The organism is Lacticaseibacillus manihotivorans DSM 13343 = JCM 12514 (assembly GCF_001435035.1).
Lineage (GTDB): Bacteria > Bacillota > Bacilli > Lactobacillales > Lactobacillaceae > Lacticaseibacillus > Lacticaseibacillus manihotivorans.
Genome location: NZ_AZEU01000060.1, coordinates 1 through 6,230, shown reverse-complemented (window position 1 = coordinate 6,230; position 6,230 = coordinate 1). Strand labels below are relative to the sequence as shown.

Here is a 6,230-nt window from a genome sequence, read left to right as displayed (position 1 = left end):
TATTTTGTCTGAGTGCTAACGATAGTGGCTAACTTGATTGTAAAACGCGGGATTTTCTTGTAAACTATAAACATTCAAGAAAACGAGGCAAACTAGTGAAACAACTCTTCTTTGATTTTGACGGCACCATCGCTGACTCCCATCGCGGCATCATTCACGGCATTGAATACATGCTGGACCAGATGCATTTACCTAGCTTAACCGAAGCCGAATATCGTACCTTCATCGGCCCTAGCTTGACCAGTAGCTTGAAGCGTTACTTCCCGCAAATGTCAGATGCCGACTGCGCGCAAGCCGTAAAACACTATCAAAAATTGTACGCCGAATCCGCAATTTTCGAATTAGACCTTTATCCTGGCATCCAGGATGTTTTAGGTGACTTGCAAACTGCTGGATACCGTTTGAACATCGCCACGGCCAAACCAGAACCGATGGTGGATCGCATCATCGAACATTTCGACTTGGGGCATTTTTTCACTGGCGTCTATGGCGCGACTTTAGATGAATCGATTCGCTCGACCAAAACAGCCGTCTTAGCTTACGGATTAGACAAAGCCCAAGCGGATGCGGCTGACAGTTTGATGATCGGCGATCGTGATACGGACATGCAAGGTGGCCTAAATAACCATGTGCAAACCTTAGGCGTGACTTATGGCTTTGGCTCCGCTGAGGAACTCAAACAAGCTCATGCCGCGGCCATTGTGGCAACACCTCAAGCAATCCCGGCAGGCATTAGTCAATTAATGGCTTAGGAGGCTTCACTATACAGTTGCAAGTTGAGTTGACGGATGACCGAACCGTCGTGACGTTACCTGATGACGGTGGACAGCTGGTTTTTTCACCGCAAGCATTGGCCAAACCAGAACACGGTGTTTTACTACGCTTGCAACAAGGGCAGTTTGTCGGCTTTGATGCAGGCGTTGCAGACGAATTTGTGACGATCACTATGCCTTGGACCGCTGAACCGCAATATTTACAAAAAGACCTCACCGGCGAAACGATTCCTAATGCCCAACAGCCATACGTCGATGAAATCAAGCAGATTTTGACGCGTTTTGGCGTTCAGCTCAAACCGCAAACTAAAAAACGTCCAGCCAAAGCCACGCATCGCTTTACCAAAGCACTGGCTGACACGCCATTTACCATCGACCATGATGGCGCCAAAGCCACCGTTTATTGGCGCAAGCGCAACGAAATGGAAATCATCCCAGGTGCAAAGCTGTCCATGACGCAACATGTCACTAAAGATGGGGCGTTAGGCATCGATACGAAATTTGGCGAGAAATTACGCGCGGATCATCACCAAGCAATCGATGGCACCCGTACCACTTCAGCCGTTGTGCTTCGCAGCGTCAATGAAGTCGGATTGTTTCTATATTATGGTGGCACTAATTCATGGCTGGTGTTGAAAGACGCCCAAGGTAAGACGTTAGATGAATGGACCAAAGCATAATCAATAGGAGGCAACATGCATAAAAAGCGTTGGTGGATCATCACTGGAGTGGTAGGGGTCTTATGTTTAGGCGTGCTTGGGGCTAGTATCTACTTTTATCAATTCGCCTTTGTGCCCAGCCACAAAGACTTTTTATCCAATAAGCAACCGGCCATTCAAGAATCTGCGGCTGAATGGTTGAAAAACACTTATAAACAAACTTGGCACATGCAAGCAGCCAAAGCGGATCTACGCTTAGTCGCGGATTACGTTCCGGCAGCGAACCCTTCCAAGAAAACGGTGGTCATCGCGCATGGTTACATGGGCAAAAAAGAAGACATGGCCGCCCGCATTCAAATGTTTCATGACGCCGGCTTTAACGTTTTAGCGCCAGATGATCGCGGCCATGGGCAATCGCAAGGCAATTATATTGGCTACGGTTGGCCAGATCGTTTGGATTATCGCAAATGGATCGACAAATTGCTCGCGAAAACCGGTGCGGACCAACAAATCGCATTGTATGGGGAATCCATGGGCGGCGCTACCGTGATGTATGTCAGCGGGTTGAAACTGCCCAAGCAGGTCAAAGTCGTGGTGGAAGATTGTGGCTACACCAGCATTGTTGACGAGCTCGCTTATCAAGCCAAAAGCATGTACAATTTACCGAAGTGGCCACTGGTACCAGCAGTGGCAGCATACGCGAGTTTGAAAACGGGTTACAACGTATTTGCCGCAGATGCCCGCAAGAGTTTGGCGAAAAACACGCGCCCGATCCTGTTTATTCACGGCACCAAAGATACCTTTGTGCCAACAGCGATGGTCGATCAACTGTACAAAGCCGCACATGGCACCAAACAGTTATGGAAAGTCAAAGGCGCAGGGCACGCGCAAAGTTATTACCACGATCCGGCCAAGTATCAGGACAAAGTGGTTGGCTTTATCAATGCGCACATGCAATAAGGAGAAGTAATGTCTGAAATATCTCATACCAGTCGCGGTTGGTTAGCTTTTTTTGGGTTGATCGAGTGTGTGTTGCTAGTGATGTTTGCCATCGGCTTGGGGATGACGTTGACGATTGGCACGCCGAAATCAGTTTCAAAACAATTGCAAACTGCGCCTGCTTCCGTGAAGATCCAACAAACGTTGAACGCAGATCTGGTGAAAAAGGCTAAAGTCGCCGGCATCGAATTACCGGCGAACGCGCAATTGGTCAGCTTAAAGCAAACCAAGCAATTGACGGATCAAGCGGTGATGGCGAGTGCTGATTTTCAAAAGACGCTGGACACCACAGCTTTAGTCACCAGCTTGACCACCCAAATCAATCAACAAGCCGCCCAAGTCAAACAGCATCCAGGCGCCAGTCGGGTCGCCCAAGTGACCCAAGGCTTATCGAAAGATATGACGCTGTTGATGCAAAGTGGCTGGGGTGCGGCTTATGGCATGTTGGTGTTGATGATGCAAACCACCACCATTGTCACGGCAGTGCTTGGTGTGATCATTTTGTTGTTAATGCGTTTGTCCGCACATTCTTGGCAACGCTTCTTGCGCGTCAGTGGTCGGATCACTTACATTATCGGGATTGGCGGCGGTTTGTTGAGTATTGCCATTGCGATTCCTAGCCTTTCTGCACAATGGTCGATCGGTGGGGCCCCAATTGGGATCGTCGCGCAATTGATTCAAGCATATGCGCCAATTTGGCAACATGTTGCCGGCGTCGTCATCGTGATTGGCTTAGCTGGCGCGGGTTTGAGCTATCTTTTCAGAAATAAACAAAAATAGTTTTATAAAAAACAACACCAAAACGTCTGCGACTAAAATTGCAGGCGTTATTTTATTTTTCGAGATTCCCGGCATCAAGGGATTTGTTCAGAACTAAAACGAAATTCTATCAATTTATGACTTTTTTGGTTGTAAATGGTAGCTTATGGAAGTATAGTTACGAAGATGAAGCACACATCACTGTTTTAGTCATATCGGTTTGAGGAAAGTGAGACAGGCGACTGTTTCCACTTTCGTTTTCAACGGAGTGTAGTCGTTAATACACTGTGTGTCATGTGGATCCTGGGGGGGAGAAGCAAGACGATCAGCACGGTGTTTGTCATGTGTAAGCAGGGCCTAGTTCTCTGCGCACAAGTAAGGGGAACAACATGTTAAAAAACAGAATATTTGGTTTGGCCGCGATTATTGTCGTGGCTACTGGCCTTGGTGTGGTTACTGTGACTGCGCATGCGGGGAACGCCCCGGTGTCGACAAGCAGTGTTGTTGCCACGACTAAGTCTAAGTCAACGTCTAGCAGCAAAGCTTCTGCTAAGAAGGTCGCTGAGAAAAAGGCTGAAGCCTAAAGGTTGAAAGTACCAAAATAAGCCCTGAGCCATGGTGTTCAAGGTTTCCCTACCTCATAACTAGCAATATCATGTTCAAGAAGCATTGCCCAGCAATCCAGCGAGATTGCTGGGCAATGTTTGCATAAACTGGTCAAATATCCCGTCGATAATTTGTTCTGCGCCAGCGAATTGTGCACCTAGACCACTTAGTTGTTGCATCAGCCACTGTAAAGCTTGGGCAACTGCGATATCCGGTAACGGTCGTCCAAAATCATAGAACAAGTCGCCTAGCGTACGGTCGTCGATCGCCTCGCGTTGACTTAAGGCGAGGATGTCATAGCCAAACATGACCATGGCCATATGCCCACACAAGCCGTCATAATTCTGAACTTGAGTCTGATCGAATTGCAGGTACTGCTTGCCCACTTTGAAGAAGCCTTCGATTTGCCAGCGACGGCCATATAACTGAACGATTTCTTCAGGTCGTAAGTTGGTCTTAGTAGTGCCCAAAACCAGGTACTGATTAGCGTTAGCGCGATTAGTCACGAAAACCAACTTAACGGGCATGGAAGTCCCATTTACTTCAAAGTAGACGATGGGGCTGTAAAGATAGTTGTCGTGTGCTGGCCATTTACTGCGTCGCAAAATTTGATAGAGACTTTTCACGTTCATTTGGCGCTTACGGTAACGGAAGTAGACTTTCTCCGAGCGTTTGAGCATTCCGACGCCAAAAAGGCCGCGCTTAAGCAGTGCAGCAAACATCTTAGGTGAGGTAAACCAGCTATCAAACAACACAAATTTAGCCTTAGTGCCTGCTTGAATGGCATCATCAACAAGATCGAGTGCGACTTCATTCATCTTCCGTTGCGCTTGAGCACGACGCCTGGCGGCAAGCGTCCGTCCGTCGCACACCCGACTGGTACTGATCCGATTCTTAGCATGAGATGAGGACATTAGCGCAAAGTTCAGGGGCATGAAGGTATTGCCGTCACTCCACCCCAGTGTCAATGCGCGAAATCCTTTGTAGTAGCAGCCATGGTCATGGTCAAATACGCGCGACAATAACTCAGTTCGCTTTGAAAATTCGCGTTTGAACAATGAATCGTCAATGATCAAGGCTTGAGTACGCCGAGAATCGGCAAAGTGGGCGACATAATTAATCAAGTGAATGGCGACCATCAAGACCAAACGTTGCCAGTTAGTGCGCGCATCGTTCAGACAGTTACGTACGGTCTTGGTCGAAAAACGCGGATCAGGATTGGCACGTTCGAAAGAGTAGCGGGCAAAAATGGTTCCCAGAGCCCACTCAAACAGATCCGTAACGTGAACGCCTCGAGTCTTGTGGATATTGGCACGTCGTAGTAGGTGAGAAAGCTGGACCAATTTTGAAAAATGTTTCATTGAACGGTGAAAATCATTAGCAGAATGTTGTATAGTTGACATGGACATGAACGCTCCTTTGTATCCTTGGTTTTGACGCCTTAAGTATACAGATACGGAGCGATTCGTGTCTATTTTTGTGCGCAAAAGCCCCAGCGAACCGGGGCTTTTGGGTGGATTATCAACTTTCAACCTTTAGCTGAAGCTAAAAAAGTGGCTGTGAAAGCTTCTGCTTCTTCCAAAGCTTCTGCTTCTTCCAAAGCTTCCGCATCTTCTAAAGCTGCTGCTTCAAGTGCAAAGGCCTCTAGTGCCAAAGCTTCCAGCGCGAAGGCTTCAAGCGTTGCTGCTAGCACGTCCAGTGTCAAAGCTGCTACAAGTAACCAAACAGCTGCCAGCCAAAGCACCAATTCTGCAAGCTCCACCAGCACAACAACCGCAACCCAATCTAGCACCCGTTCATACAGCGCACCGGTTCGTACCGCCGCTGTGCAAACACCTGCTCAACGCGCTGCTGCTAAAGCTGCTAGCATCCGTAACACGACCGGCGAAACTTATGTCGGCACCATTTCTGGTTTAGGCCGTTCCACCGATGTCGTTCAAGGTTCCATGAGCCGCACTTCTGCGCCTGCACAAGCTGGTTTGGCCATGACTTGGGGCGGGGCAACGCGTTTGTCCACCACTGATGGTTTAACTACTGAAATCGCCGGCCACGCCAAGAGCAACACCTTTGCTTGGATCATGGGCTTAGGCGTCGGCAGTCAAGTTTCTGTCACTGATGCCAATGGGAATTCTCGGACTTACACCGTTTATGCCACTGATGATGTCAATGATGATTCTTATTCCACGAAAACTGGCAAAGACCAATGGAATGCCATTACTTCTGCCGGCCAAGGTGAAGCAGTTGTTTTACAAACTTGCATTTCCAATACGGTCAACCGGATCGTTTGGGCCCATTAAACTGCTGGGGGGCAGCGGGTTCACAACATCCACTCAAAAATCGTAAGCATAAGGAAGCCGTTAGTGGGCTTCTTTTTTTTTCTTGAATTGTCAAGCTAAGTGGAACATCTCTGACCAGAAGACTTCAAGCGAAGATT

Annotated in this window: 8 protein-coding genes; 6 read left to right on the top strand and 2 right to left on the bottom strand. The window is 48.2% G+C overall.

Annotation, left to right across the window (positions count from 1 at the left end):
* Positions 1–95 precede the first annotated feature (95 nt).
* The 5 genes from FD01_RS03680 (at position 96) to FD01_RS03660 (ending at position 3,774) form a co-directional block, all read left to right on the top strand.
* Entirely contained in the window at positions 96–752 is a 657-nt protein-coding gene (locus FD01_RS03680) for an HAD hydrolase-like protein (protein WP_056962663.1), read from the top strand.
* Positions 753–769: 17 nt separating this feature from the next.
* The gene (locus FD01_RS03675) at positions 770–1,453 is read left to right on the top strand and encodes a hypothetical protein (protein WP_056962661.1); all 684 of its coding nucleotides are present in this window, start codon (positions 770–772) and stop codon (positions 1,451–1,453) included.
* Between the two features lie 15 nt (positions 1,454–1,468).
* Complete coding sequence (locus tag FD01_RS03670) at positions 1,469–2,392, top strand: alpha/beta hydrolase (protein ID WP_056962659.1); 924 nt, start codon at positions 1,469–1,471, stop codon at positions 2,390–2,392.
* Between the two features lie 9 nt (positions 2,393–2,401).
* A complete protein-coding gene (locus tag FD01_RS03665; RefSeq protein ID WP_056962657.1) occupies positions 2,402–3,211 on the top strand; it encodes a hypothetical protein in 810 nt (269 codons plus the stop codon).
* A 368-nt stretch (positions 3,212–3,579) separates the two neighbouring features.
* Complete coding sequence (locus FD01_RS03660; RefSeq protein WP_056962655.1) at positions 3,580–3,774, top strand: hypothetical protein; 195 nt, start codon at positions 3,580–3,582, stop codon at positions 3,772–3,774.
* 75 nt (positions 3,775–3,849) lie between these two features.
* Here FD01_RS03660 and FD01_RS03655 read toward each other — a convergent pair whose 3' ends face one another.
* Both FD01_RS03655 and FD01_RS03650 read right to left on the bottom strand, forming a co-directional pair.
* Positions 3,850–5,199: an IS4 family transposase gene (locus FD01_RS03655; RefSeq protein WP_082611674.1), complete on the bottom strand. Its 1,350-nt coding sequence runs from the start codon at positions 5,197–5,199 to the stop codon at positions 3,850–3,852.
* 125 nt (positions 5,200–5,324) lie between these two features.
* Entirely contained in the window at positions 5,325–5,588 is a 264-nt protein-coding gene (locus FD01_RS03650) for a hypothetical protein (RefSeq protein ID WP_152164813.1), read from the bottom strand.
* A 34-nt stretch (positions 5,589–5,622) separates the two neighbouring features.
* Here FD01_RS03650 and FD01_RS03645 point away from each other — a divergent pair, with 34 nt between their 5' ends.
* A complete protein-coding gene (locus tag FD01_RS03645; protein ID WP_056962651.1) occupies positions 5,623–6,093 on the top strand; it encodes a sortase domain-containing protein in 471 nt (156 codons plus the stop codon).
* The last annotated feature ends 137 nt before the right edge of the window (positions 6,094–6,230 follow it).